This window comes from Mycoplasmopsis gallopavonis, assembly GCF_900660635.1.
In the GTDB taxonomy this organism is placed as follows: Bacteria; Bacillota_I; Bacilli_A; order Mycoplasmatales; family Metamycoplasmataceae; genus Mycoplasmopsis; species Mycoplasmopsis gallopavonis.
Map to the genome: position 1 here is coordinate 348566 of NZ_LR215031.1, position 25683 is coordinate 374248.

Annotated in this window: 22 protein-coding genes, 2 tRNA genes and 1 pseudogene; 21 read left to right on the plus strand and 4 right to left on the minus strand. The window is 28.5% G+C overall.

Annotated features, from left to right (window positions below; translation table 4 throughout):
* Positions 1 to 4: 4 nt before the first annotated feature.
* Positions 5 to 1441 carry a glycoside hydrolase family 1 protein gene (locus EXC53_RS01320; protein WP_119571807.1) on the minus strand — a complete coding sequence of 479 codons (1437 nt, stop codon included), beginning with the start codon at positions 1439 to 1441 and terminating at the stop codon, positions 5 to 7.
* A 137-nt stretch (positions 1442 to 1578) separates the two neighbouring features.
* Between EXC53_RS01320 and argS the strand changes: the two genes are divergently transcribed.
* The 5 genes from argS to EXC53_RS01345 all read left to right on the plus strand — a co-directional run bounded on the left by argS (position 1579) and on the right by EXC53_RS01345 (position 6497).
* Positions 1579 to 3231 (plus strand): arginine--tRNA ligase, encoded by a 1653-nt coding sequence (gene argS, locus EXC53_RS01325; protein ID WP_119571806.1) that lies wholly within the window; start codon positions 1579 to 1581, stop codon positions 3229 to 3231.
* Positions 3232 to 3340: 109 nt separating this feature from the next.
* Entirely contained in the window at positions 3341 to 3607 is a 267-nt protein-coding gene (rpoE, locus tag EXC53_RS01330) for a DNA-directed RNA polymerase subunit delta (RefSeq protein WP_119571805.1), read from the plus strand.
* A 29-nt stretch (positions 3608 to 3636) separates the two neighbouring features.
* Entirely contained in the window at positions 3637 to 4503 is an 867-nt protein-coding gene (gene fba / locus EXC53_RS01335) for a class II fructose-1,6-bisphosphate aldolase (protein WP_119571804.1), read from the plus strand.
* 91 nt (positions 4504 to 4594) lie between these two features.
* A complete protein-coding gene (locus tag EXC53_RS01340) occupies positions 4595 to 5191 on the plus strand; it encodes a thermonuclease family protein (RefSeq protein WP_119571803.1) in 597 nt (198 codons plus the stop codon).
* A gap of 31 nt (positions 5192 to 5222) precedes the next feature.
* Entirely contained in the window at positions 5223 to 6497 is a 1275-nt protein-coding gene (locus EXC53_RS01345; protein ID WP_129724537.1) for an IS3 family transposase, read from the plus strand.
* A 42-nt stretch (positions 6498 to 6539) separates the two neighbouring features.
* Here the strand turns inward: EXC53_RS01345 and EXC53_RS04270 are convergent, their stop codons facing one another.
* The 3 genes from EXC53_RS04270 to EXC53_RS01365 form a co-directional block, all read right to left on the minus strand.
* Positions 6540 to 8093, minus strand: coding sequence for a YitT family protein (locus tag EXC53_RS04270; protein ID WP_223214501.1), 1554 nt, complete (start codon positions 8091 to 8093; stop codon positions 6540 to 6542).
* Positions 8094 to 8257: 164 nt separating this feature from the next.
* Positions 8258 to 9550 carry an amidohydrolase gene (locus EXC53_RS01360; RefSeq protein WP_119571930.1) on the minus strand — a complete coding sequence of 431 codons (1293 nt, stop codon included), beginning with the start codon at positions 9548 to 9550 and terminating at the stop codon, positions 8258 to 8260.
* A gap of 73 nt (positions 9551 to 9623) precedes the next feature.
* Positions 9624 to 9699, minus strand: a tRNA-Lys gene (locus EXC53_RS01365).
* A 93-nt stretch (positions 9700 to 9792) separates the two neighbouring features.
* Here EXC53_RS01365 and gltX point away from each other — a divergent pair.
* The 16 genes and pseudogenes from gltX to lon form a co-directional block, all read left to right on the plus strand.
* Entirely contained in the window at positions 9793 to 11211 is a 1419-nt protein-coding gene (gene gltX / locus EXC53_RS01370; RefSeq protein ID WP_119571929.1) for a glutamate--tRNA ligase, read from the plus strand.
* Positions 11204 to 11608 carry a hypothetical protein gene (locus tag EXC53_RS01375; RefSeq protein WP_119571928.1) on the plus strand — a complete coding sequence of 135 codons (405 nt, stop codon included), beginning with the start codon at positions 11204 to 11206 and terminating at the stop codon, positions 11606 to 11608. Before gltX ends, EXC53_RS01375 begins: the two co-directional genes overlap by 8 nt.
* A 286-nt stretch (positions 11609 to 11894) precedes the next feature.
* Positions 11895 to 12302, plus strand: coding sequence for an MG284/MPN403 family protein (locus tag EXC53_RS01380; protein WP_119571927.1), 408 nt, complete (start codon positions 11895 to 11897; stop codon positions 12300 to 12302).
* Positions 12292 to 13446, plus strand: a complete 1155-nt coding sequence (locus tag EXC53_RS01385; RefSeq protein WP_119571926.1) for a hypothetical protein — start codon at positions 12292 to 12294, stop codon at positions 13444 to 13446. Before EXC53_RS01380 ends, EXC53_RS01385 begins: the two co-directional genes overlap by 11 nt.
* Positions 13437 to 13859: an MHO_1590 family protein gene (locus EXC53_RS01390; RefSeq protein ID WP_119571925.1), complete on the plus strand. Its 423-nt coding sequence runs from the start codon at positions 13437 to 13439 to the stop codon at positions 13857 to 13859. The genes EXC53_RS01385 and EXC53_RS01390 overlap by 10 nt, the downstream gene beginning before the upstream one ends.
* Positions 13860 to 13877: 18 nt before the next feature.
* Positions 13878 to 14099: an acyl carrier protein gene (locus EXC53_RS01395; RefSeq protein WP_119571924.1), complete on the plus strand. Its 222-nt coding sequence runs from the start codon at positions 13878 to 13880 to the stop codon at positions 14097 to 14099.
* A 25-nt stretch (positions 14100 to 14124) separates the two neighbouring features.
* Positions 14125 to 14199 (plus strand) — tRNA-Trp (locus tag EXC53_RS01400).
* 165 nt (positions 14200 to 14364) lie between these two features.
* Positions 14365 to 14793, plus strand: coding sequence for an LSm family protein (locus EXC53_RS01405; RefSeq protein ID WP_119571923.1), 429 nt, complete (start codon positions 14365 to 14367; stop codon positions 14791 to 14793).
* 8 nt (positions 14794 to 14801) lie between these two features.
* Positions 14802 to 16529, plus strand: coding sequence for a transcription termination/antitermination protein NusA (locus EXC53_RS01410; protein WP_129724580.1), 1728 nt, complete (start codon positions 14802 to 14804; stop codon positions 16527 to 16529).
* A complete protein-coding gene (locus tag EXC53_RS01415) occupies positions 16513 to 16809 on the plus strand; it encodes a YlxR family protein (protein ID WP_119571921.1) in 297 nt (98 codons plus the stop codon). Before EXC53_RS01410 ends, EXC53_RS01415 begins: the two co-directional genes overlap by 17 nt.
* A complete protein-coding gene (gene infB, locus EXC53_RS01420; protein WP_119571920.1) occupies positions 16790 to 18592 on the plus strand; it encodes a translation initiation factor IF-2 in 1803 nt (600 codons plus the stop codon). The genes EXC53_RS01415 and infB overlap by 20 nt, the downstream gene beginning before the upstream one ends.
* A 15-nt stretch (positions 18593 to 18607) precedes the next feature.
* Positions 18608 to 19117 carry an adenine phosphoribosyltransferase gene (locus EXC53_RS01425; protein ID WP_119571919.1) on the plus strand — a complete coding sequence of 170 codons (510 nt, stop codon included), beginning with the start codon at positions 18608 to 18610 and terminating at the stop codon, positions 19115 to 19117.
* A 210-nt stretch (positions 19118 to 19327) separates the two neighbouring features.
* The gene (gene upp, locus EXC53_RS01430) at positions 19328 to 19954 is read left to right on the plus strand and encodes a uracil phosphoribosyltransferase (protein ID WP_119571918.1); all 627 of its coding nucleotides are present in this window, start codon (positions 19328 to 19330) and stop codon (positions 19952 to 19954) included.
* A 32-nt stretch (positions 19955 to 19986) separates the two neighbouring features.
* Entirely contained in the window at positions 19987 to 20637 is a 651-nt protein-coding gene (locus EXC53_RS01435; protein WP_408634272.1) for an MPN527 family putative ECF transporter permease subunit, read from the plus strand.
* A 14-nt stretch (positions 20638 to 20651) separates the two neighbouring features.
* Positions 20652 to 22988: a class I tRNA ligase family protein gene (locus EXC53_RS01440; protein WP_119571916.1), complete on the plus strand. Its 2337-nt coding sequence runs from the start codon at positions 20652 to 20654 to the stop codon at positions 22986 to 22988.
* 648 nt (positions 22989 to 23636) lie between these two features.
* Positions 23637 to 25682: pseudogene (gene lon, locus EXC53_RS01445) on the plus strand (endopeptidase La); the annotation flags it as partial.
* Position 25683 lies beyond the last annotated feature (1 nt).

Sequence of the window (25683 nt, forward strand, 5' to 3'; positions counted from 1 at the left end):
TGGCTTATGAGTTTTCTTGAATGATTTTTTTATATCAATAAAATGATTTTTTAGGTTTTCTTTGAAATTCTCCGCTTCCATCATCATGCTTATTAACATAAATAAATCCATATCGCTTAGCATATTCACCGGTAGTTGCAGAAACAAGATCAATACATCCTCACATGGTGTAACCAAAAAGATCAACTCGATCTTCAATTGCTTGATTCATTGCTTGAATATGCTTATCTAAATATTCAATTCGATAATTATCATTAATTTCACCATTTTGATCAATTTGATCTTTTGCTCCTAAACCATTTTCTGATACTAATAATGGAATTTGATAACGAGCATATAATTCATTTAATGTGTATCTTAAACCTTGTGGATCGATTTGTCATCCTCAGTCACTACTTTCAAGGTAAGGATTTTTCATCCCGAAATCAAAATTACCACCTTCTGCTTTTTGAGCTTTTCCTTTAGTTTCGACAACACTTGTTGAATAATAACTAAATGTAAAAAAGTCAACTTTTCCGTTTTTTAAAATCACTAAATCCTCAGCAGTGATATTTAACTTGATGTTGTTTTCTTTTCAAAAACTTTGAGCAAAATATGGATATTCCCCACGAACAAGCACATCTCCGATGTAATAAATTTGTTCATTCATTAGTTTTTGAGTAGCGATGATATTATCTGGATCTGAGTTAAATGGATATTTTGTCGCAAGAAGGAGCATGCAACCGATTTTAAATTGAGGATATTGAGTGTGAGCTAAATTTACAGCTTTAGCTGAAGCTAAAAGTTGATGATGAAGTGCTTGTAATTTTGTTTCTAGACTAACATTTCATTCATTCATTGAAATTTGATCTTGATTATTTTCGATAATTCCTAAAGATAAAAAAGCTCCAAGATTATGTAATAATGGCATATTCATTTCATTGAAGGTTAGTCAATATTTCACTTTATTTTTGTATCTTTCGAAAATTACTTCAACATAATTCATAAAGAAATCAATTGTTTTTCGACTTTTAAAACCATCATATTTGATTGCTAAATTTAATGGCATTTCATAATGGGAAATTGTCACAATTGACTCAATTTTATATTTGTGTAATTCATCAATTAATTGATCATAATATTCAAGGCCAAGTTCGTTTGGTTGTAGATCATCTCCATTAGGAAAAATTCTTGTTCATGCAATTGAAAAACGAAAGGTTTTGAATCCCATTTCTGCGAACATTTTAATATCTTCTTTAAAAAACTTATAACCATGCACACCTGTTGCGTTTGGATAAAAATTTTGAGCATTTCGTTTGTACGAAACTCTCCGTGGTTCTTTAAAATTACCGCCAGTTAAAGCATCTGAAACAGACAATCCTTTTCCATCTGCGTCGAAAAATCCTTCATACTGATTAGCTGCAATAGCACCACCTCATAGAAAATTTTTAGGAAATTTCATTTACTCTCCTTTTGATGTTTATTTATTATTAAAAATAATTATAAAATAATTTAATTTAGTTATACTTTTTAAATTTAAATCATTAAAATAAAATGTTATTTATTATAATATTAAAAAAGAATAAAATAAGGAGCACAATGACACTCAAACAATTAATTAAAAATGAAATTATTAATGCAATTAAGGATTTGCAAACCGAGAATTTTTTTGATGAAAATTTTGATCCAGAAACTTTGGTTTTTAATTTATCAGAAGCAAAAGTTCCAGAAAAAATGAATCTTGAACAAATCATTTATGATTATGCAACTAATATCGCTTTTATTTTGAAAAATTATAAAAAAGTAGCACCATTAATTATTGCTGAAAAATTAGATGAAAAATTAAATGCAAGCAATTTAATTTCAAGAGTTGACATTTCTAATCCAGGATTTATTAACTTAGTTATTTCAAACTTAGCATTTAATGATGTTTTAGAAACAATCTTAAAAGAACAAACCAAATATGGTGCAAATTTTGTTACACCAGAAAAAATTAATGTTGAATATATTTCAGCTAATCCGACCGGATTTCTACATGTTGGACATGCAAGAGGTGCTTGTTATGGTGATGCTTTGGTTAGAATTTTACGTCATGCAGGACATGAAATTGAATCTGAATATTATGTTAATGATGCAGGAAACCAAATTAATGTTTTAGCTAATTCAGCTAAAGTTAGATATTTAGAATTATTCGGAATTAATGAAGAAATGCCGGAAGATTGTTATCGTGGTCAAGATATTGTTTGAGCAGCTGAGCAAGTGAAAGCAAAGTATCAAGATTACTTTTTAGAATTTACAGATGCAAAATTTGCTGAATTTAAAAATGTTGTAACAGAAATTCTTTTAAACAAAATTAAATCAGATATTGCTAGATTGAACATTACAATTGATACTTATTCAAGTGAGAAAAAAGTAAAAGAAGATGGTTTAATTGAAAAAGCAATTAATGATTTAAAAGCTTATACTTACACATCAGAAGGTGCTTTATTTTTAAATACAACTAAATTCGGAGATGATAAAGATAGAGTACTTGTGAAAAGTGATGGTAGTGATACCTATTTACTACCTGATATTGCATACCATCAAACAAAATTTGCAAAAGCTGATAAATTAATTAATATTTGAGGTGCAGATCATAGCGGGTATGTCGCAAGAATGAAAATTGCAATGGAATGTTTAGGGCACAATCCTAATAACTTAGAAATCTATACCATCCAATTAGTTCGTTTAATTAAAGATGGTCAAGAATTCAAAATGTCAAAAAGAGCAGGGACAAGTGTTACTTTACAAGATTTACTTGAATATACTTCTCCTGATGCAATTAGATTTACGATGTTAACTAGAGAAATTAATAATAAATTCGATTTTGATATCGATCTTGTTAATTCAAAAGATGTTTCTAACCCAGTGTTCATAGTGCAATATGCTCACTCACGGAGCTTGAGCTTACTTGAAAGAATTGCAAGTCCAAAATTAAATTTAGAAGTTAATTTAACAGATAAAGCTAAAAAATTAACTTTATGTTTAGATGAATTTCCTGAATTAATTAAAACAATTGTGCAGACAGGTAAAGTTAATTTGATGAGTCAGTATTTAATTAATCTAGCTAAATTCTTTAATAGTTTTTACTCAGAAACAAAATTAATCGGACACGAGCACGAAGCACACTATGCGGCACTAGTAAGATCAACTCAAATAGTGCTTGCTCTTGGACTTTCTTTAATTGGAGTAAGTGCTCCTGAAAGTATGTAAATGTGGTAAGCTTTCCACGAAAATTTAATTATTTATTTTGCTATTTCTCATAAAATGATAAAAAGTTTTATTATAATAGCAGTATTGTTGTAGAATGAAAGGAAAAATCATGAAAGCAAAAACAATGCTAGAAATCGCTATTGAAGCCATTTCAGAAGATACACTTAAAGCTTTTGAATTTAATCAACTTTTTGCAAGAGTTGAAGAAGAACTTAAGGAAAAGTGAATAAACGAATTAGTTAACGAAGAAAACGATTACGAAAAAGTACAAACCAGAAAAATGGGTGAACTTTATCGTTTATTAACAGTTGATAAAAGATTTACAAGAAATCCAGATGGTACATGACAAAGTACTACTTTCGAAGTTTTTAACTAATTTTAAAATAGAAACTAAAAGGAGAATATATGGCATTAGTAAACGCATCAGAAATGCTTAAAAAAGCAAAAGAAGGAAAATACGCTATTCCTCACATTAACATTAACAATTTAGAATGAGCAAAGGCTGTTTTATTAACAGCTCAAGAAGAAAATTCACCAGTTATTGTTGCTACAAGTGAAGGTGCTGTGAAATATATGGGAGGTCTTGACGCTATTGGAGGAATGGTGATGGGACTTATCAAGGATTTAAATATTACAGTTCCTGTTGCATTACACTTAGATCACGGTTCATACGAAGGATGTAAAAAAGCAATCGAAAATGAAGCTTATACATCAATTATGTTCGATGGTTCACATGCACCTTTTGCAGATAACTACGAAAAAACAAAAGAATTAGTTGGTTTAGCAAAATCACGTAATATGTCAATGGAAGCCGAAGTTGGTACAATCGGTGGTGAAGAAGATGGTATTGTAGGTGATGGAGAATTTGCAGATCCAGAAGAAGCAAGAAAAATGGCTGAATTAGGAATTGATGTTTTAGCTGCTGGTATTGGAAACATTCATGGTCCATACCCAGCTTCATGAAAATCATTAAGTTTTGAAACATTAGAAAAAATTTCAAAAGCTGCAGGAATCGGAATTGTTTTACATGGTGGAAGTGGTATTCCAGCTGATCAAATTCAAAAAGCAATTAGCTTAGGAATTACAAAAATTAATGTTAATACAGAACTTCAACAAGCTAACCACAAAGCTTTAAGAGAATACATTTTAAGTGGTAAAGACTTAGAAGGAAAAAACTTCGATCCTAGAAAACTTTACAAACCAGGATACGAAGCAATGTGTGAAACAGTTAGAGCAAAAATTCGTGAATTTGGTTCAAATAATAAAGCTTAATTTTTAAATATAATGAGAAAGATGCATTGATGGTGCATCTTTTTTTATTTTTTATTTAATTGTGATCAAATAAATTTATTTATTATGTGTTATGAATAAAATAATTCATTTTACATTACTTATACTTCTTGGTTTTTTAGTTCTTTTCTCGCTTTTTTGAAGCGGATTATCAATTAGTTCTTTCAAACTTGCTCAACCTCAAATTCAAGAAATGAGAGTTATTAAAGTTATTGATGGAGATACTCTTGAAACAAATAATGGAGATATTTTGAGAGTTGCAGGGATAGATTGTCCTGAAACATATAAAGAGCATAAAACAGAAAAATTAGCTTTGAGAGAAAATTTCTTTGCTCAAAGAGCAAAACAATTTTGTTTCAATTTAATTAAAAATAATGATTATCGAATCTGAGTCTGTAAGCTCAAAAAAGATAATTATAATAGGTGAGTTTCAATTCTCTTTTTAAATCAAAACCAGATTTTGAGAGAAACGATTAATAACAAAATGATTGAAGTTGGTTTAGCAAGATGTGCATATTTAAGTTTAAAAAATAAATTTAGTAAATATTACGCACAAACATCTTTGGAGAAAAATTTATATCAGATTTTAAATCAATCGCAAGAAAATTCAAAAATAAAGAAAGTTGGAATTTTCAATTTTCCGAGCAAAGAAGTTTTCCATAAAAAATAAAAAATCGGTAAATTAAACTGGGACACGAAATATGGACACAACCATATTTCGTGTTTTTATATATTTAGGAGGTATTATGAGACAATTAAAGGCACATGAATGATTAGAACTATTCGGTAGTTATGAAGATTACAAAAATAATTTGATATCAAAAAATGATTTTGAACTTAAATATTATTCAATCAGAGGTTTTAGTTTTTTTGATAGAAAATTCAATGAGGCTAAAAAATATTTTGTCTTCAAGTATAACAGATATAATTTAGGAATGATAAATATAGAATCGCAAACAGGTAAATCATCTAAAAAAGGTAAAGGGTCAGGTAGACCAAAAAGGCAAAAAATTACTCCTATTGAAATTGTAAAAAAGGAATGAGAAAAAATGCCTAAGGAACAATTGATTGAAATTTTAGAAATTTATAAAGACTCTTTTGATAGAAATAATATTGAAGTTGATATTTCTAAAATTAAGAAATCTTCACTTTCTACAAGAAAATTGGGCCTATGCTTTAATAAATCTAAGTCAACAATTCACAATCTAAAAACTAAAGAGCAGCAAACAAGAAAAAAATCTGTAAATACTAAATATGATGAATTAATAATTAAGTCATTTAAGAAAAATAAGGGTTTGTTTGGTAGAAAAAGATTGGAAAGTTATATTAGAACAAAATTCCAAATAGATCTAAATTATAGGACTATTGGTAGAGCGATGAGAAGATTAAACTTATTTTGTTTAATCAGAAGAAAGAAAATAGATAGAGAACAAAAGAACACAAACGTAAAATTTATAGATCTTGTTAATCGTGATTATCACGGAGAGACAAACCAAATAATTGCCACTGATGTTACTTATATTTCTGCACCAAAAGATTGCTTAAACAATTTTGTATTTTTATCTGTTGCGATTGATCACAAAAGCAAATTTGTTGTTAATTATAATCTTTCAAAAAGAAATGATTTAGAACTAGTAATGGAACATATGTCTAAAATCAAAATGGATAAAAAATGAATAGCTCATTCTGATCATGGTTTCCAATATTCTTCAAAAACTTATGTAGATTTAATTCAGAAAAACAATGGTGTTGTATCAATGGGTAGAGTAGGAAATTCTTTAGATAATAGAGAAGCAGAATATTTCTTTTCAATTTTAAAATCAGAATGTTTAAAATTAATCGATATTACAAAAATAACTTTTAATGAATTAAAATCACTGATTGATGATTTTGTGTTTTGATACAACAACGAAAGAATTCAATCAGTATTAAATTGAAAAACACCTCAAGAGTGTTGAGGTGTTTTAGTAAATTAAACTTTTTGTCCACTTTTCGTGTCCCAGTTTAAAATACCGATTTTAGAACTTATCCTCAGGAAGGTAAACATATCCGTCGATGCTAGAAACATCTGAAATAGACACAAAGGCGTTAGGATCGACAATATGAACAGTTTTAATAACTCTAACTACGTGTCTAAATAATGACACAGAAGTGATAACATTTATTTCTTTATCTCTATATCCACCACGAGCTTTAAAAATTGTCATTCCTGTAACTATTTTTTCATCTTGATTAATGATATCTCTAATTTGTTCTCATTTATCAGAGAAAATTTCTAATCTAACTAATTTAAATTTTGGATAAAGTTTATTTAAAGTGATTATATAAACAACATTAGTTAAAATGGTTGCAACAAAGTTAGGTGAAAGATAAATTTCAAAGTTTCACGCTTTACTTGTTATAGCTGTTAGTTTTTGGAATTGATTAAGTACTGAGTTAAATTCTTGTGCAATTCCGATGTTTTCCATTTGACCTTGAATTTTTGTAATTGTTTCTGCGTTGTTTATAAGTTTTAGATCATTTAGTTTATAAATTAAAGCGTTAGCAAATGCGTTTGCAGCACTGTCGTTACTTGCTAAAAAGTTGTTAATTATTTCTTTTTTATCAGTTAAAAACTGTGTCATTTGAGTTTTATCTTTAAGATTGAAGATACCTTGAATTACTTCTGAATCTTTAAATGAGCCCGCTTGTGCGATTTCTCTCATGTTTTCAATTTTTAATGAATTAGCTTCACTTAATAAGAGTGAACCTGGTAATCATGAACCAATACCAACACAAATTAAAACAATAATAATATTCATATAACCAGAAATAGAACCAAATGATTTTTGTTTTTCATTAGCGTATCATTCACCAATTACACCTGTGACTCCGGCAGTTCCACCAATTAATTGAATAATTGCAAAAATTCATGCAAGAAGATATCCATATACCATTGCATAAATCATTAAAGCAATAATATTACCACCATCACTTCATAATAATGGAATTATTCCACTTAAAGGTTTTTTGAATTCAGGAAGAACCTCTTTAATTTGACTATTTTGAAAATTTCCTATTAAATAAACTTGGTTAGCACCAGGGATTAAACCAATAGTGAATGACACAAGTGACGAAACCACTAAAAATAAAACTGTTAAATTAGTAAAAAGTTTTCCAATTTTTTTATATCCAAAAATAAAAACAGGAATACTAAGAATAATATATAGAACCCAGAAAACAAATTGGTCAATTAAGTTTCTTGTAAATTCTGTAATATAAGCACTTTTGTTTAATGATGTAACTAAAATTCTTGCAGCAGCTTGACCAAAAGCTGCTAGCCCAAAATTATAAATACCAACATTTTTAACAAAGAATACGCTGATTATACCGAAGAAAATTGCAGTTGCCACAGTGATAACAATTATTTTATGCATAGGCATATAACCGTATAGTGAGCTTAATTTTAAACCAAAATTGGACATTTTAGTTCTTCGATAGACGGTGTGTTTTTTTGTGATGTTGACTTTAACATTGATTGCTTTTTTTGTTGAAGTTTCACCATCAATAGTTTGATTTTGATTATCAATCATAATTTGAAGCACCTTTCTATTTATTAAATTAAAAAAAGAATATTAAAAAATAATAAATTAGCCCTAAGACTAATTTTATTATTTTCTTATTATATAACTTTAAAGTGTATTAACTAGTCTAATACCAGAAAATGAATAAAAAAAATGGAAATATTCCATATTTTTTAGTTTGATTCTTGAATTCTTTCGAGGGTTTGATTAATTTCTTCTTTGAGTTTTGGATAATTAAATGATTCAATTAAAATTTGTTTATTATCATAAACAATTTCTCCATTAATAATTGTTGTTATGACATCTTTTGAACTTGTTGAATAAACTAAAGAGTTTATTAAGTTATTTTGTGGAAAATGATTGAAGTTATTAATATCAACAATAATTAAATCAGCAAGATAATCCTTTTTAAGCTTTCCCAATTTATTTTCCATACCAACTGCTTTTGCTCCATTTGTTGTTGCCATTTGCAATACTTGAAAAGCTTTTAAATCTGTTGGTTTATAATTTTTAATTTTTGCTAACAGAGAAGCGAACTTCATACTTTCAAACATATCTAAGATATTGTTAGATGCTGCACCATCAGTTCCAAGAGCAATGTTAATTCCTTGATTCAAAAGATTTTGAACATCCATAATGCCAGAAGACAATTTTAAGTTAGATACAGGATTATGAACAAGAGATACCTTTGTATTTTTGATTATTTGAATGTCTTTTTCATTTAAATGTGTAGCATGAGCAACAATTGTGTTTTCATCAAGCAAGTTAGCTTCATGAGCTACTTCAAAAGGAGAAGCATTAAATTTTTCTTGAACAGATTTTAATTCGTTTTGTGATTCATTTAAATGGATTGTTAAAAGAGTTTGAAACTTATTCTTTAATTCTTTCGTAGCTTTTAAAGATTCTTTTGTATTTGTATAAATAGCATGTGGTGCAACAATTGGTGTTATCAAATTATCATTTTTATCTTTAAATTCATTTAAAAGATCAAGACTTCTTTGATAACGACTTTCAAGCTTGTTAGAACCAATTCCGTGTCCGACAAAGCCACGAATTTTCATTTCTAATGCTGCTCTTGCGGTTTGTTCTTCAAAAAAGTACATATCTACAAACGAAGTTGTTCCACTTGCGATCATTTCGGCAATTCCTAGTTTGGCCCCATTATAAATATCTTTTCGATCTAATTTATCTTCTAATGGAAAAATAACGTTAAATAATCAATCTTCTAAATTTAAATCATCAGCCATGTTACGAAATAAGGTCATAGCAACATGTGTATGTGCGTTGATTAGTCCTGGCATAACAAGATTATTGTTAGCATCAATAATTTTGTTAGCATCAAAATCAGACAATTTATCACCAACATGATAAATTGTGTTTCCTTGAATATATAAATTACTTTTATAAATTAATTCTTCATTTTCCATTGTTAAAATAGTTGCATTTTTAATTCATATTTTTTTCATGATTGTCCTTAATTGTTCTTATTATAAAAAAAAAAAAAAAACCAAGAAATTTGGTTGGCCATATTTAATGAAATGGTACATCGTACAGGGTTCGAACCTGCGACCCGCTGGTTAAGAGCCAGCTGCTCTGCCGACTGAGCTAACGATGCATAATAATTATAAAACTTTTTAATTTACTTGTACTAAAAAACAATATAATTTAAAAACAAACAATTATTATATTTTTAGGAGCAGAGTCATTTATGAAAAAAATAAGAACACGTTACGCACCAAGTCCAACAGGTTACTTGCATATTGGTGGTGCAAGAACAGCTTTATTTTGTTATTTATTTGCTAAACATTTTAAAGGTGATTTTGTGTTTAGACTTGAAGATACTGATGTTAAAAGAAATGTTATTGGTGGTGAAGAATCGCAATTGAATAATTTAGCTTGATTAGGAATTATTCCTGATGAGAGTCCATTAAAACCAAATTTGAAATACGGAAAATATCGTCAAAGTGAAAAATTAACAAGATATCAAGAGGTTGCACAACAACTTTTAGATATGAAAGTTGCTTACAAAGCGTATGATAACGCAGAAGAACTAGAAGCTCAAAAAAATGAATCTGATGCAAAAGGAATTCCAAGCTTTAGATATGATCGTAATTGATTAAAAATAGATGAAGCAGAAAAGCAAAGAAGAGATCAAGCCGGAGAATATTCAATTCGTCTTGCGATGCCTAAAAACGAAGAATATTCTTGAGAAGATATTGTCCGTGGAGAAATTAAATTTAATTCTGATGATTTAGGTGATTGAGTAATTTATAAATCAGATGGATACCCTACATATAATTTCGCTGTTGTTGTTGATGATCATGACATGGAAATTACTCATGTTTTAAGAGGTGAAGAACATATTGGTAATACACCAAAACAACTTGCTCTATATCGTTTTTTAAATTGAGAAGCTCCAAGTTTTGGTCATATGACAATCATAACAAACATGGAGGGTAAAAAACTTTCAAAACGTGATTCTTCATTAAAACAATTTATTGAAGATTATAAAAATGAAGGATATATGCCTGAGGGAATTTTTAACTTCCTTGCTCTTTTAGGTTGAACTTCAGAGGATGCTATTGAATTAATGGATCAAGAAACATTAATCGCAAAATTTGATCCAAAAAGATTGAGTAAAAGTCCTTCTAAATTCGATATTGTTAAAATGAATTGATTTTCAAAACAATATTTAAAAGAAAAACCTAATAACGAATTAATTCAATTAATGAATTTAGATTTAAATAAATTTGATTTAAATTGATTAGATCTTTTTGTCGATACTTTCAAACAAAGTTCAGTAACAACAACTGAACTTAAAGAACATTTAAATCAGTATTTAAATGTTATTAATACAAAAATAGATTTTAATCAAGATGAACTAGCGGTTGTGAAATCTTTTGCTGATCTTTTAACAAAACAACTTGCTAATAAACAAGAATTTACAATTGAAAATATTCAAGAAATTATTAATCAAGTTTCAGCAAATTTAAAAGTTAAAGGTAAGAAATTATTTATGCCAATTCGTCTTGCGACAACATGTCAAGAACATGGACCAGAACTAGCGAAAGCAATTTATTTATTTGGTCAAGAAGTGATCTTAGAAAGGTTAAAAAACTATGAGTAAAACAATTAATTTTAAATCAACAATTAAACAAAATGGTGAAGAACAAATTATTGAATTTTCTTCTCCTGTTACAATTGAAAAAGAAGGAAAATTTGAAGTTTTTTCTTTCACAGAACCTAATTCAGATGTTCATAATCGAATTGAATTATCAGAAGATGAAATTAATATTTTTGCATCTTCTACAACAGTTGTTCTTAAAAAAGGAAATCCAATCGAGTTTCCGCTTTCTATTTATTTAGAAGATGGAACAGAGCAAACTTTTGAACTTGTATCAGAATGAATTAGAGATGATTTTCTAAAAAGTAATTATTATCTTTTTGAATACACACTTTCACGTGTTGTTGGTAGCGAGTCTGTTTTAATTGGTTCATACACAATTGAATTAACAATTGTTTAATTGTTTAATTGTTTCATTTAAACACATCAGTAATTTGATGTGTTTTTACTATTCTTTTTGAAGATGATAATCAGTCATATTATTAATAATATGACTGATTAAGAGCTTATTAGGATTTTTTCTGAATTTTAAAAAGAACATAAAAAGTCTTTTATTTTCCTCTTTTTTAAGCTTTTTCGCAAAAATAAGCGAAGTAATTTTTATGTGAAAAAATTTTCATATAGTCAAGATTATTTTGAAAATTCATTAATTTAGTTTTATGATTAAGGAGGAAAGGAGGTCCAAAATGACAACGTTACATAACAATTCTCTTGATAAATTAGACAAAAAATTATACGAGCAACAATGCAAGGTTATCAAAGAAATTTTTGCAACTAATGAAGTTTATAGAGAAGTTATTAAATATAAATTGTTTCAATTGAAATTTAATAAAATGCATAACGTTGGTGAAAAAGTCGAACAAGAAATTAACGATTTGGAAAAAATGATGAAAGGAGAAGGAAGTTTAATTAGAATGGTTCTTGAATTCATGACTCCATCTAATGCTTGGATTATTGAAAAATGTTTCTTAGATCAAACAACTAAATTTCAAAGTGAATGATATTTAGAGAGATTTTCTAAAACCACTTTTTATAAGCGTAAGAAAGAAGCAATTCAAGAATTTTTAAAATTTTATTTCCATAATGTTTCCTAATCTTATTTATTCAGAACCAAATGAATACTACCGAGTTTACTTCGAAAATAAGTGATTTGCTAAAAACCAAAGTTTTGAGGGTCAAGTTGAAGTTAATGATGATCCTACACTTAGAAGTTATTTTCGGAGAAACAACTTTAATATTACAATTGGAGTTACAAGAATTTTAGGTGGTCGTAAATTGGTTGATTTAGATATTTTTTTAAAAAGTAATTATCAAATTGAAAATAATACTGTTTCACTTTTTATCAATGAAAAAGCATTAATTGAAAGACAAAAATTAAAAAAACATACAATAATTAATCATCATCAAGCAGACATTCCATTTGATAAAATTAAACGAATCGATCTTCATTATTATTACCCACTAAACCCGAAAAGAATTCTTGCAAAATACACTATTTTATTTAGTGAATTTAAAGTTCCAAAACTCAAAATTAACAATTACTATCGTTATAATTTAATCAGTTTTGATTCATGTCATTCTTTTGAATTTCAGGGAAATAATTTTTTAGTCCATAGTTATCCATCGTATGTAAAAGTTATTTGGCCTGAATTTTCTAGTTCAAAATATACAAAAAAAGTTGCTCAATTGCAACTTTATAATTCACACCGTTATGAATTAGAAGATCCGAAAAAACCTGAAACTTTTATACAAATTAATCCTCTTTCATTTTCGATTAAACCATTTTTGAGTGACAAATTTAATCTTAACTCGGAATTAGATCATATTACAAGTACTAAATTAACTCAAAAGTGGAATTTGGAAATTAGTGAAAATTTAAGTCCAACACCTGATTTAAATAATTTACAAATCGATAGTGATCGAACAATTTCACGAGGAATTCTTCTTCCTTCAAAATTTAACAAAGAAATGACAGCAAATATGGTTTTAGAATCAAATTTTTTCATAGCAAATATTTCTTATAATTTTGAAAATGATCTAGCAAATAATATTGAGCCAACTCATAACATTGAAAAATACCGTGAAGTTGTTATTGAAGAGTTAAGTAATCCTGCTCTTGTTGACTATTATAATTTTGTTATTAACCTTGAAAATTATAATAAGTATGCTGAATTTAATGAGTGAGAATTAGCTTGATTTATTAAAAAAGATCGAGCATATTTAGCAAAATGAGATTAAAAAAATTTTTAATAATAAGTGTTGCGGGTCTTTTAATTTCATCTTCTTTAGGTTTTGGAATTTATTCTTTGCTAAGAAATTCTAATTTTCAACCTAAAAAAGACTTCCTTTTAAATAATAAACCTAAAAAGTCCAAAAATGTCGGTTCATATTTCCCGAGTTTACAAGGTCAAGATTTTAACTCTTATATTAAAAAAGATGAAGCTGGCAATTATTATTTAGATCAACAAATTATTATGTCTATTATGAAGGATTTAACTTACCGCTTTGCAGTCTCGGATGGAAATTTGGAATTTGATTATAAAATAATTAAAGGTTTAAATCGTGAAGATGATTATTTAATTTTGAATGTCCGTTATATTTTTCAAAACCAAATTGAAACAAAATCTTATAAAATCTATATTCGTAGTTAAATGCTATATAATATAGATATGAACATTAAAGAAAAAATCTTAGAATCATTTTCGAAGCAAGCTAAACGCAAAGTCTTCGAAAATGATTTTATTAAAGACTTAGGAATTGATTCATTAGATTTAATGATGCTTGTTGTAGAAGCGGAAAATGAATTTGGAGTTCAAATTCCTGATGAAAAATTAACTAACATCACACAAGTGAAAGAAATTATTTTATTAATTGAAGATTTAAAAAAATAGGTTATAATTATAAGGAAACCTATATAGGAGTATAGTTCAACGGTAGAACAACGGGCTTCAACCCCGTGTGTTGTGGGTTCGAATCCTGCTACTCCTGCCATTTTTTAAAGGTACGTAAGTCATTGCAGCTTCGAAATTTTAAGTAATTTCGAAGCTTTTTTATTTGTATACTCAAGTTAGTGATATAATAAAATTACTTCATAAACTATTAAGGAGTTGCGAGAGCAACTCTTTACTATTTAAATATAGAAAATTAGGAGTATTAATGGATTATAAAAAGATCTTATCAGAGCAATTTCCGGATGCAATTTTAGATGCTAAATTAATTAATGGAGCATCGCCAATTTTGGAAATTACTGTTGATACCAAAGACTTAAATGATGTTGAAAATTATTCAAGAAAAATTTATGCATTTTTAGAAACTCAATCTTGATTTAAAGATGATTATGCATTAGAAGTTTTATCAAAAGGAACTGATTTGGTTCTTGATAAAAATAATTTAACTCAATCACTGGGGCAGATGATTAAAATCAAAACTTATAAAAGTTTTGAAGGTCTTAATTCTTTTGTTGCTGAATTACTTGAAGATAAAGCCGAAGAAATTGTTGTTAAATGAAACAAAAAAGGTCAATTTAGAAAAATTACTTTCAATAAAGAAAATATTGAAAGTATTGAAATTTACATTAAATTTTAGGAGAAAAAATGACAAAGATTATTTCAGAAAATCTTTTTGAACAAGAAAGATCACTTTTTAAAATTGTTCAAGGATATGCAAAAACTTATAAATTATCTTTTGAAACAGTTTTAGAACTTTTTACAGAACAAACTCAAAAAGCAGTTAATCGTGATATTGACCCTGATGCAGAAATTGTATTTGTTCCAGATTTTGAAAATGAACGAATTGCGATGTTTAATAAAAATGCTCAAGTTGTTGAAAATGATTTTGAATTTGATGATTTAGATCAAGAGAAACACACAGATGTGCAAAGAATTATTTTTATCACAATTGATGATGCTAAAAAACAAACTGGTGAAGATCATCAAGTCGATGATGTTGTTTATTCAAATCTTGATTTTGGTATTTTAGGAGAAAAAACCAGAGTTGCAATTCGGAGCGGATTTATTCAATCATTAAAATTAGCTGAAAAACAAAGAGTTTTTGATTTATACTCACAAAAAGTTGGTGAAAAACTTAAAGCTCAAGTTCTTTCTAAAAATTCAAAAGGTTCTTATAACTTAAAGTTTGAAGATGGTGTATCTGCTTTTTTACCAGCCAATAAAGTCAACGGAAGAGCAACTTTATCACCAGGAAGCTTTATTGATGTTTATTTAGATAATGTTAATATTGAAAGTAAACTTAGCATTTGTGAGGTTCGCCTTGATTCACCAAAAGAAGTAGAAGATGCTGCAAAAAATGAAATTCCAGAAATTGCAAATGGTGATGTTTTAATTGTTAAAATTCAAAGAATCCCAGGTGTTAAAAGTAAAATTGCAGTTCAAGCTAATCCAGAACGGGAAATTGATTATGACATAGTTAGTTCTTTATTTGGTGAAGGAGCAAAAAGAATTCTTGCAATTTCAGATAAGTTAAATGGTGAAAGAGTTGATATCATTCGTTATAGTGATGATGTTCGTGAATACATTAAAAACGCACTTAGCCCCGCTAAAATTATTGATGTAGTAGAATCTGGCCGTAAATATCTTGCAATTGCAAAAGAACAAGATTTAATGAGTGCAATTGGTAAACGTGGAATTAACATTGAACTTGCAGCGAAATTAACTGGTCACAAAATCGAAGTGATTTCAGCCGAAGAAGCCGCAAATCGAGGAATTGAATTTAAAGACTTACCAAATTACGAAAAACCATTATTTAATACACATCGTACTAATAAAGATTCAAAATCAAGAGCAAATAAATTCTTTAAAGGAATTAATATTGATTTAACTGATTTTAAAGAAGATATTGAAAAGATTATGTTGCAAGAAGCCGAACTTGCTCAAGAACAAAAACAAGCTCAAGAACAAAAACAAGCTCAAGAACAAAAACAAGCTCAAGAACAAAAACAAGCTCAAGCAAACAAAAATGCACAAAAAAATAATTCTAAAAAACGTCAGGAAAAAATCGAACTTGCTGATATTGATAATTTATTTAGTGAAGAGAATTTACACATCGAACTTGAAAATGATGAACCAGACTATGATTTTGTTGAAGATTTAAATGATATCTTTGATGAAGAATTTATTCCTGAAGAAGAAAAAGAAATCCAAGAAGTAGTTGAATCAGAACAACCAAAAGCTAAAAAAGCAGTGAAAGCTTATCAAAAATTAAAAATTGAATTATCTGATTTTAAAGTTGATAATGATTTAGCAAATTATGGTTTAGATACAAATATTGATTTAGATGAATTTGAAGATGAATGAGAAGATTAATACAAATTTCACACGTAAATGTATTGTAACTAATGAAATTGTTAATGTAAATCAGCTTATTCGTTTTAATTTTGATAAACAAAATTTAACTGTTTCGCTTGATTTAAAGCGAAACAAAAAAGGTCGAGGAGCATACATGCTTCCAACTTGAGAAAACTGAGAAAAAGCAAAAAAAAATAAAGCTTTAAATCGTAGTTTTCGTACAAATATTCCTAAGGTAGTTTATGAGAATATTGAAGAACAATTAAGGGAGGTTCTATATGAGCAAAAAACTAAATAGAATTAGCAATGTTGATGATATTAAAGAACAATTATCAACCACAAAAACAGAATTAAAAGATGGAGTTTTCATCTTTACAGGGAAGATGTCAATTGGTGAGTTTGCTCAAAAAACAAAACTTAATCCAAATGATATTATCAAAAAGTTCTTTATGTTAGGAAAAATGTACAACTTAAACCATCTTCTTGATGAAGAAGAAATTATGGAGCTTTGTCTTGAAAATGGCTTTGATTTTCAAAAAGAAACCAATATTGATGCAGGTAACTTTTTAGATGAAGTTCATTTCAAAGATAAAGAAGAAGATTTAGTTCGTAGAACACCTGTAATTACTGTTATGGGTCATGTTGATCATGGAAAAACTACTTTAATTGATAAAATTCGTAATTCAAATATTGTTGCAACAGAAAGCAGCGGAATTACTCAACACACAGGTGCTTATCAAATTAAACATAATGATTTTAGAATCACATTCTTAGATACACCTGGTCATGAAGCGTTTACAAAAATGAGAGCTCGTGGAGCAAAAGTAACTGACATTGTTATTTTAGTTGTGGCAGCTGATGATGGTGTTATGCCGCAAACTAAAGAAGCAATTACTCACGCACAAGCAGCCGGGGTTCCAATTATTGTTTTTGTTAACAAAATGGACAAACCAAATAAAGATTTAGATCGTCTTAAAGGTGAACTTGCAGAAGCAAATGTAGTTATTGAAGAATATGGTGGAGATACTCAAATTGTCTATGGTTCAGCTCTTAAAGGTGAAGGTCTTAATGAACTTTTTGATCAAATTAAATTGTTAGCAGAACTTTTAGGTCTAAAAGCCAACCCAAAACGTTATCCAATTGGAACTGTTATTGAATCAAGAGTTGATAAAGGTGTTGGTGTTGTCTCAACTATTATCGTAGAAAATGGAACTCTTTACAAAGGGGATTTCATTGTAGCCGGAAGTAAATTCGGAAGAATTAGAATGTTAAAAGATGCCCAAGGAAATGAGATGGAATTTGTTAAACCAGGGTGACCTGCTTTAATTTCTGGTCTAAACTATACCCCAGAAGCAGGAGATAAATTTGTTGGAATTAATGATGAAAAATTTGCTAAAAAATTAGCAAGTGAAAAATCATCACAAGACAAACTTCAATCATTAAGTGAAAATACTGTTTCATCTAATAATGAAGGTAAAAAATCTATCAATATTATTATCAAAAGTGATGTGGTTGGAACAGCTGAGGCAATCAAAGGTCAATTACAGGATTTAGAAAATGATGAAGCCTACATTAAGATTGTTTCTGCAACAGCCGGAAATGTTACTGATTCTGATTTATTACTAGCTCAAGCTTCAAACGCTTCTATTTTTGCTTTTAATTTAAAAGTAACACCAGCAATGAAACAAAATGCTGCATCAAATAAAGTTTCATTAGTTTCACACGATGTTATTTACAAAATTCTAGAAGATTGTCAAAAATTATTAGATGGTGAAAAAGCACCAATTTATGAAGAACAAAAAATTGGTGAAGCTCATATTATCAAAGTTTTCTTCTACTCAAAAGTAGGAAAAATTGCAGGATGTATGATGGACACAGGACTTGTCAAAGAAAAATCAAAAGTTAAAGTTTATCGTCGTGGAAAATTAATTCATGAAGGTGTTATTGACTCATTAAAACGTGAATTAAATGATGCAAAAGAAGTTGTTAAAGGTAAAGATTTTGGAACACACATTCGTGACTTTAATGATATTGAAGAAGATGATGTTTTAGAATTTTATCAAGATGTTCGTGTCAACTAAAAATAAGAGGATAGTATGGATATTAAGAAATTAATTCGTGATGTTCCTGATTTTCCAAAACCAGGAATTATCTTTAAAGATATTTCACCATTACTTGCAAATGGTGAAGCTCTTCATTATACAATTGAACAAATTGCTAAAAATTGTGCTGATGCAGACATTATTGTTGGTCCTGATGCACGTGGTTTTCTTTTTGGGACACCAGCTGCCGCATTTCTTAAAAAACCATTTATTATGGTGCGTAAACCTAAAAAACTTCCTGGGAAAGTTATTGCAATGAATTATGATTTAGAATATGGTTCAAATACCTTGGAAATTCAAGAAGGTTTTGTTAAACAAGGACAAAAAGCAGTTATTGTTGATGATGTTCTTGCGACAGGAGGAACCACTAAAGCAATTGTTAAATTACTTGAATCACAAGGTGTGACAGTTACAAAAGTAGTTGTTCTTTTGGAACTTGCTGAGCTTAATGGACGTAAAATTTTAGGTGATCAAATAGAAGTTGTATCACTAGTAACTGTTTAAAATTTCAAACTAAAATTCCCTTTTGCAATTAAGGGAATTTTTCTTTAAAAATTATTATTTTTAAGCAAACTAAAAACTTGAAATTTTTTAGAAATAAAGTAAGTATTTTTTAGTTATTTTCTTAAAAAAAGCATATTTTTTCAATATATGGGTATAATATAAAAAATATTTTATATAACAAGTTATATAACGAGAAAGTAGGGGTTAAAAATGCTTAAAATCATTAATCATCCATTAATTCAAATTAAATTAACAAAAATGCGTGATAAAAATTCAGATCACTTAATTTTTCGTAATAATTTAAATGAAATTGCATCTTTAATGGTTTATGAAATTCTCCGTGATTATCAAACAAAATCTTACCAAATTACTACTGCTTTAAATTTAGAGTATCAAGGTCAAACTTTTGATAAAGAAATTGTTTTAGTGCCAATTTTAAGAGCTGGTCTAGGGATGCTGGATGGAATTTTAAACTTAGTGCCGCAAGCTCGTGTTGGACACATCGGGATGTATCGTGACGAAGAAACTCTTAAACCAACCGCATATTATTACAAAATGCCTAATGTTCCAAAGGATTCACTTGTAATTGTTTTAGATCCGATGCTCGCAACAGGAAATTCAGCTGCTGATGCAATTAAAGCACTACAAGAAGATGGTTTTACTAATATTCAACTTGTTTGTTTGGTCGGAGTTGCTAGTGCAGTTACAAAAATTGAGCAGGAATTTGGACAAGATTTCCAAATATATCTTGCTTCACAAGATCAAATGTTAAACGAAAAAGGTTACATAGTTCCGGGTCTTGGGGATGCAGGTGATAGGATTTTTGGAACAAAATAAATGAAAAAAATAAGGGTTATACAACAATCAATATCGCTTTAGTTGCTATTTTGTTGTCAATAGCAGTTTTAACCGAATATGGACTTTCTTTTTTGAAAGTCTTTGGTTTTTTAACCTTTAACCTTTCACTTTTCTTAGGTTTTATTTGCTATTACTTTTTAGGATATCGTTATTTTCTTTTATTTTTAGCAACTAAATTTCTTACAATTGCATTAATTACACCTGGTGATATTAGAGTTCATTCTGTAGGTGTTGCAATTGCTTCTCTTGCTCAATTTTTCTTTGTTTCATTTTATTTCATTTTTAGAAAGAGTTTTTGGTTTATTATCCCACGAGCAAGAACTATTAAATGAGAGTTTATTGAAATTCAAATTTCATTTGTTCTTTCTTTAGTTTTATCTTCAATTTTGTTAGCCCTTTTAAATACTTTTCTTTTTAATTTAATTTATTTTTATCTCTACGGCATTATTGATTCAATTAGTTTAAGTGAAGCTAAGAAAAAAATGCCTTTCTCATTTTTAGGAATTGAAAATTACTTTCGTTCTTGAATTACTCTTTATTTTATTTTTAATTTATGCAATTATGCAATTAGCATTGTTGCAACTAACATAATTTTAGCAATTGAGTTAAAAACTCAATTTCTTTCTAAACATTTTGTTGCTTATAACCAGCACAAATATTAGCTGTGAGGTTTCTTATGAATAATAAATATGATTTTAAACACATTGATGCTAAATGACAAGCTAAATGACTTGAAACTGGATATTTTGAACCTAGTTTAGATTTTAGTAAACCTAAAAAATATATTTTAAGTATGTTCCCGTATCCAAGTGGAAAAATCCACATGGGTCACGTGCGAAATTACTCATTAGGTGACGCTCTTGCTCGTTATTGACGGCGTAAAGGATTTAATGTTTTGCACCCATTTGGTTGAGACGCTTTTGGTTTACCGGCGGAAAATGCGGCTATTAAAAACCAAATTCATCCACGAACTTGAACATATAAAAATATTCAAGATATGGATCGTGAAATTCAACGTCTTGGTCTTTCATTTGCCTGAGATTATGAATGCATTACAAGTGATGAAAACTATACAAAATGAGAACAATACATTTTTATTAAACTTTGAGAAAAAGGTTTAATTTACAAGAAAAAATCACAACTTAATTGGTGTGAATTCGATAATACTGTTCTTGCAAATGAACAAGTAATTGATGGAAAATGTTGACGTTGTGATCAAAATGTAACAATCAAAGAAATGGATACTTACTATCTTAAAATCACTGCTTATGCTGATGAATTACTTGCTGATCTTAAAAAACTAGAAGGTCACTGACCGCAACAAGTTTTAACAATGCAAGAAAATTGAATTGGAAAAAGCAATGAATTTAAATTAGATTTAAGCTTAAAAAATAATCTTAATCAAGAAATTTATACTTTAACTTTATACGAAAAAGACTATTTAAATTTATTAAACGGAAAACATTTAGCTCTTTCTAATAAACATTCTTTAGTTGAAGAACTTAAAAATCAAAATTACTATACTACCGAACAAATTGAGCTACTTGAGGATATTAACAAACATTTTGCGAACAAAGATTTCTCTCATAAAATAGCTTTACCAACTCCTTTTGTCACAACAAACCCAGTGACAGGGGAAATTATGAATGTTTATGTTTGTGATTTTGCTTCACATAATCCAAACAAACAAGTTCAAATTATTTCTAGCGAAAATAAAACACACTTAGCATTTATGGAAGCAAATCAAATCGAATTTGATGAAAATTCAAAACAAGCTTTAATTTTAGAAAAAGATTTAAGTGTTGAAACTAAATTTAATTTAAGAGATTGAGGAATTTCTCGTCAAAGATATTGAGGTACACCAATTCCACTTGTTCATTGTGATAATTGTGGTACTTTACCTGCTGATATTCGTCATTTACCAATTACCTTACCATTTGATGTTAAATTTACAGGTCAGGGAAATCCGCTTACTACAAATCCAGAATGAATGCAAACAACTTGTCCAAAATGTAAAGGTAAAGCAACAAGAGAAACAGACACTTTAGACACTTTCTTTGAATCTTCTTGATATTTCCTTCGTTATACAACCCCAACAAATTTACGTGATGAAATGATTTTTGAACCAAAACATTTAGAATATTGAAACTCAGTTGATGAATATATTGGTGGTATTGAACATGCGATTTTACATCTTCTTTACGCTCGTTTTTTCACAAAAGTTTTAGCAGACTTAAATTTAGTTTCATTTAGAGAACCATTTAATAATCTTTTAACCCAAGGTATGGTTTTAAAAGATGGTGCAAAAATGTCAAAATCAAAAGGTAATACAGTCGAACCATCAAAAATGATCGATAATTTTGGAGCAGATACTTCAAGATTGTTTATCTTTTTTGCTGCACCTCCACAAAAAGAATTAGAATGAAGCGATGCTGGTGTTAATGGATGTTTTAAATTTTTAAATCGTCTTTATGAACGTAGTTTTGAAATTAATCCAAATTTAGATTTTAAAAATATTAATAATTCAGAATTAAATCAAGATGAAAAAATAGCAAGATATAAACTTTATTTAGGTATGCAAAAACAACAAGAAGTTTTCGAAAATCGTGCTAATGAATATTCATTTAATACTTTAGTTTCATGAGCAATGGAAACTTTAAATGCTTATGATAAAGTAACTAAACCAGAATTAATTACCGAAATGTTTTATGTGCTTCTTAATTTATTAGAACCATTTACACCTCATTTTGCATGAGAAATTTCAGAGAAGTACTTTAATTTAACAAACTTAACTGATTTTACAATTGATTTAAAAGCTCTTGAACAAGATACTGTAACTTACCCAATTTCAGTTAACGGTAAATTTAGAGTTGAAATAACAGTTGATAAAAATCTAAGCAAAGACCAAATTTTAAATTTAGCAAAACAAGCTGCAGCTAAATGAATTGGTGATGCTCAAATTATTAAAGAGATTTTTGTTCCAAACAAAATTGTTAATTTAGTAATTAAATAATTAAAAGGAGGCATAATGCCTAAACAACAACAAGATCAAATTTATCTTTCCCAAAGTGATAATATTTTAGGTTTACTTTGTGTTTATGATGATCCGATTAATTTATATAAAGATGGATATGCTGATATTCCAGTTTACGAAGAATCATACATTAACTTTTTTAATGAAATTTTTAGAAATAAAAATGTAGATGCACCTTTTCGAGCAATTTTCAAACCTAATCTTGACTGAGATCAAAAAAATTTCCGTGCTCAGTATGCAAAAATAGTGGATTGAGTTTATGATGCTGAAAAACAAGAAGGGTACTTAAAAATTAAAGTTTTAGGTTATGGGACAATTAATTCATTTGATGTCCAAATGATTCCAAGTGACTTAAAATTAGTTCTTCAGGAACAATTTGGTAATCTTTCAAACAAAATTAATTTACAAGAGTTAATGATGGTCTTCTTTGCATTAGAAAAAAATAATCTAGATGATGAACTTGCAAGTCAAGAAAATGAATACGCAACATTTTTAAAATTTGTTGAAGAATCAATTGGTTCAACAAAAGATCAAACATTAATTAACGAAATTAATAGTATCTTTTTTAGATACAATCCTCAAAAAGAACGAAATTGATCATTTGATGATTTAAAAACAAGTTTAATTAAATATGATAGTTTAATTGCTATGGATAAAGAGCGTTTTGATAAAGAATTAGTTATGACTTTAATCAATAGTGTTAATCCTCTTATTTTAAATAAAAATAAATTTACAAATGAAGCACCAACTAAAATTAATATTTTAGAAGTTTTAACAGAAATTAGTGCTTTTATCTCAAATTACATTCAAACAGAATTTCAAATTACAAAAAATATGAATAATAAATTAAACGAACAACAAAAAGAATTTCTTTTACGTGAAAAAATCAAAATCATTCAATCAATGCTTGAAGAAATGAACGCTCCAGTTGTTGAGGATGACTATGCAAAATTAATTAAAGATGATAAACTAAAAAATATTTATCCTAAAACAGTTAGAGATGTTATTGCAAGTGAAAGTAAAAGAATTACAGAAATGATGCAAGCTTCTCCGGAAGCCACTTTGGCTAAAACTTACATTGAAACTCTTAAAAAATTACCATGAAGAATCACTCAAACAGAACATCTTGACATTGAACATGCTCGTGAAGTATTAGATTCAAACCATTATGGTCTTGATAATGTTAAAGAAAGAGTTCTTGAATATTTGGCTGTTATTATCAATAAAAAACTTAAAACTCAAAAAGAAGAAAAAGAAGCTAAGTTACCTTATAAAGATGATTTAGAAATTGATTTAAATCTTTTTAAAGAAGAAAAAGAAGCTAAAAAATCATTTAATAATGTTCCGATTATTACCTTAGTTGGTCCACCAGGAGTTGGGAAAACTTCGCTTTCAAAAGCAATTGCTGATGCTTTAAACCGTAAATTTATTAAAGTTTCACTTGGTGGAGTTCATGATGAAAGCGAAATTAGAGGTCACAGAAGAACTTACGTAGGTGCAATGCCTGGAAAAATTATTAAAGGAATTAACCAAGTTGGTGTTTCTAACCCAGTTATTTTACTTGACGAAATCGACAAAATGAAGTCAGACATGAAAGGTGATCCAGCTAGTGCAATGTTAGAAGTTCTTGATCCAGAACAAAATACACATTTCCAAGATCACTATTTAGAACATGAATACGATCTTTCGAAAGCAATTTTTATTGCAACTGCGAACTATTATGAAGCAATTCCTGCTCCACTTTTAGATCGTGTCGAAGTTATTGAACTCTCTTCATATACTTTGAGTGAAAAAATCAATATCGCTCGTAACCATTTATTACCAAAAGTTCTTGAACAAGCTAGTTTAGAACCTCAATTCCTTGAAATTAGCGATCAATTAATCGAATTTATTATTAAGCACTACACCAAAGAAGCTGGTGTACGTGGTCTTAAACGTTTACTTGATAAAATCGCACGTAAAATCGTTATGAAGAAAATGGAACATCCAAAAATGAGAAAATACAAATTAGTGAAAGCGGATGTTTTAGAATTTCTTGGAGTTATTAAATTCAAACAAGAAGAAAAAGACATCATTGATGTACCAGGAATTGTTAACGGTCTTGCTTATACATCATTTGGTGGTTCATCACTTCAAATTGAGGTCAATGTCTTTAAAGGAAAACCAGAGATTAAATTAACTGGTTCACTTAAAGATGTTATGAAAGAGTCTGCACAAATTGCGTTATCTTATGTTAGAGCAAATGCTCAAACTTTTGGAATTGAAGAATTTGATTTCGAAACTCACACAATTCATATTCACGTTCCAGAAGGAGCAGTTCCAAAAGATGGTCCAAGTGCAGGGGTAACCTTTACAACCGCACTTATTTCAGCATTACGAAACCAACGAGTTCCAAGCGATATTGGAATGACGGGTGAAATTACCCTAAGAGGGAAAGTGCTTGAAATTGGCGGACTAAAAGAAAAATCATTTGCAGCAAATCAAAAAGGATTAACAAGAGTTTTCATCCCTGCTTCAAATGAAAAGAATTTACAAGATATACCAGACGAAATAAAATCAACAATTAGTTATATTCCTGTTCATGACTATAAAGAAATTTTTGATGTTATTTTCGCAAATAAGCAACCTAAAAAAGTTGTAGTGTATAAAAGCGAAGATAAGAATGAAAAATAAT